The 3,021-nt window shown below is 44.3% G+C and carries 2 protein-coding genes and 3 pseudogenes; 4 read left to right on the plus strand and 1 reads right to left on the minus strand.

Features of this window, described 5'->3' with window-relative positions; genetic code table 11:
* Window positions 1-133: 133 nt before the first annotated feature.
* Complete coding sequence (gene fabG / locus HXY43_RS11885; RefSeq protein WP_290883432.1) at window positions 134-832, minus strand: 3-oxoacyl-ACP reductase FabG; 699 nt, start codon at window positions 830-832, stop codon at window positions 134-136.
* Between the two features lie 225 nt (window positions 833-1,057).
* Between fabG and HXY43_RS11890 the strand changes: the two genes are divergently transcribed.
* The 4 genes and pseudogenes from HXY43_RS11890 to HXY43_RS11905 form a co-directional block, all read left to right on the plus strand.
* Complete coding sequence (locus HXY43_RS11890; RefSeq protein WP_290883430.1) at window positions 1,058-1,573, plus strand: pentapeptide repeat-containing protein; 516 nt, start codon at window positions 1,058-1,060, stop codon at window positions 1,571-1,573.
* A gap of 233 nt (window positions 1,574-1,806) precedes the next feature.
* A pseudogene (locus HXY43_RS11895) lies at window positions 1,807-2,157 on the plus strand (chemotaxis protein CheB); the annotation flags it as partial.
* Window positions 2,158-2,259: 102 nt separating this feature from the next.
* Window positions 2,260-2,472 (plus strand): annotated as a pseudogene (locus tag HXY43_RS11900) (PAS domain-containing protein); the annotation flags it as partial.
* Window positions 2,473-2,553: 81 nt separating this feature from the next.
* Window positions 2,554-2,778 (plus strand): annotated as a pseudogene (locus tag HXY43_RS11905) (sensor histidine kinase); the annotation flags it as partial.
* Between the last annotated feature and the right edge of the window lie 243 nt (window positions 2,779-3,021).

Genomic DNA, 3,021 nt, shown 5'->3' on the forward strand with positions numbered 1-3,021 from the left:
GACTGGCGAACCCGGAGGGTGGTGAAAAAAGAATGATTGAAACACAAAGACACAAAGAGGAAAATAGTCTTCTCTACTAAGATTTGGGTTCGTTTTTTACCCATCTTGACAGGGCTAGTTTTAAATCCCTACTCTAAATACTGCCATAAACAGGAATCGCTGCACCTCGGATATCTTTAGCAGTTTCCGAGGCTAAAAAGCAGATTACTTGCGCCAAGGATTCCGGTTTCACCCATTTTTCGGCATTTTTTGTCCCCATAGCTTCACGGTTGCTGGGGGTGTCAATAACACTGGGAAGGACTACGTTAGCAGTAATATTAGTACCTTTGGTTTCGTCGGCGATCGCTTGTGTCAAAGCCACAACCCCAGCTTTAGAAGCGCAATATGCTGCAAGTTGTCCCGCAGGTTGCACCGCGCCTCTAGAACCAACAGTAACAATGCGTCCATAGCCAGTTTCTAACATTCTCTTGAGGCTATGTTTGCAAACCAAAAAAGTTGTACTTAGGTTTAAATCAAAATCCCGTTTCCAATCTTCAAAGCTGTATTCGTGAGTTTTTCCCATCGCAAAGCCACCCACCAGATGAATTAGCACATCGACTCGCGTCATCTGGTTGATAATGTTCTCTACCGAAACTTCCTCCACTAAATTCGCAGGGACAAATTGAATTCTGGCAAAGTCAGCAGGTGAGAGAATTCCCTTGAGGCGTTCGACTTCCTTGGGGTTGCGATAGGGAATCGTCACCGCTGCTGCACCCTGCGCCAAAACCGCTGGTGTTACACCTAACCCTAAGCCACCAGTACCACCCGTGAGTAAAACGTGCTTGCCCTTCACGACTCTATGCACTCCTTTAACCTCAATTTACAAGATAGCGCGATCGCAAGCTTTGATTACAACTCTGTTGCCAGATGACGGTAAGCTATGCCACATCTAATGTGCCTAAAATACAACTATGCCAGCAAAAGCTCATTTAACGCGATCGCAAAGAGAAAATTTGGTGTAATTGTTGAAAGAAAGTAACTCTCCACAATTGGCACAGATGTAATTATGGAATTATTAATGAAGCGGAAATTTCAAGCTCAGTTAAGGATTATTTTAAGTTTTCTGCTCCTACTTTGCTTAAGTTGGTTTTTAATCCTAAATACTCCTCCTGCCCTGGCACAGGAAAATACAGTTAACTATACACTCTCTGATTTACGATATCGAGATTTTGCTAATCAAGATTTACATGGAACGTCCTTTGCAGGTGCAGAAATGCAGGGAGCAAACTTCCGGGGAGCAAATCTCAGTGGAACTATTCTCACGAAGGGAACATTTCTTCAGGCAGATTTGAGCGATGCTAATCTTTCGGAAGCATTTGCCGATCGCGTTATCTTTAATCAAGCTAATTTAACTAATGCCATTTTCACCGATGCTATGCTTGCTAGCAGTCGCTTTTTCGATGCTAAAATCTCAGGAGCAGATTTTTCTGGTGCAATTATTGATCCCTATCAAGTCAAGTTAATGTGCGATCGCGCTGAAGGCACTAATCCGGTTACAGGTGTCTCTACCCGCGAAAGCTTGGAGTGTCCCTAAAATATTGAAGTGCAACACCTCTACATGAGCGATCGCCCAAGCGGGGATAGCGACAGTCACCACACCAAAAGCTGTTGTTAGGAATGGACTTGTTTTCGTTACGTCACAACATGTTGTCGTTTTGACTCTGAACTACCAGAGATGAATTTCAGCCATAATGCTGTACTTGCTCCCCAAACAAAATTGAAAAATAACACAACAATTGGAGTTAAGCGCCCTAATTCTACACCCATGAGAAAAAAGTACGTCATGTCCGCCCCGCAGGTGATGTGTTGTTTCAATCTGCGGCAGCTAGTTTCTGTGAACGGGCGATCGCTGTTGTTTTGACTGGTATGGATAGCGATGGTGCAGCAGGAGTGCAGGCAATCAAAAATATGGGTGGCATAGTTATTGCCCAAGATCAAGCAACTTCCGAATTTTTTGCGATGCCTCAAGCTGCAATTAGAACCGGGGTTGTGGATTTTATTTTGCCCTTGGATGCGATCGCTCCCGCTTTAATTGACTTAATTAAGGCGACGTGTATTTACAAAAGTACCAAACGGCAACCGCCGCGATATGTTGTTGAGCATAACTCCTTTGAGTAGCCAGCCACCCCGGAGATGGTTGACCCGATGACTCGCATTCATCAAGCCGCCTTCGAGATCGATTCGATCGCCTAGGTGATAGTGGACGTTCACAATTCGTTAGTGCTAGCCAATGAACAAGCCCGCACTTTGTTTAATCTCAACCCCAGGGATCTGGGCCGCCCCTTGCAAGACTTAGAAATATCCTACCGACCGCTGGAGTTGCGATCGCGCATTGACCAAGTTAGCACTAACCGCCGTGCGGTGATTTTGAAAGAGGTTGAGTGGTCAATTACAGAACAAGAAACTAGATATTTTGACGTCCAGGTCATACCACTGCTAAACCACAATAGCGACGAACTCTTGGGCGTGAAAATTGTCTTCACCGACGTTACCCGCTTTAAACAGTTACAACACTCCAAGCTGGAGGCTGGGCGCTTGGAGTTGAGACTGGAAGAATTTAATTTAGCTGAACTAGTAACGGCTACTACAGAAGAACTGCGTTGTTTAGCCGAGCAGAAACACTTGACTTTGTATGTTTACATCAGTCTATCAAATCCTAACATTATCAACGACAGCGATCGCGTTCGGCAAATCTTAGTTAACCTGCTTTCCAACGCCATTAAATTTACTGAGATTGGTGGCGCAATAGGCTATTAATTTCCGCCCTTAAAAAGGGGGACGAGGGGGGATCTGACTTTAACTGAACTGTGTATTGAGAGATACGATATATCAGAGTCTGTGGCTCTCCCACTCGAAGGGTTTAATCCCACATTCCGCACCCTGGGGTGTCACATAGCATAATCACTGAAATTTTTCTTGTTTTTCAGCTATAAAATATACTTTTTAATCGTTCTTTCTCAGTTGATTCAAGGAGTTAAAGTA

Origin of the sequence: Fischerella sp., assembly GCF_013388695.1 — a bacterium.
GTDB lineage: Bacteria > Cyanobacteriota > Cyanobacteriia > Cyanobacteriales > Nostocaceae > PCC9605.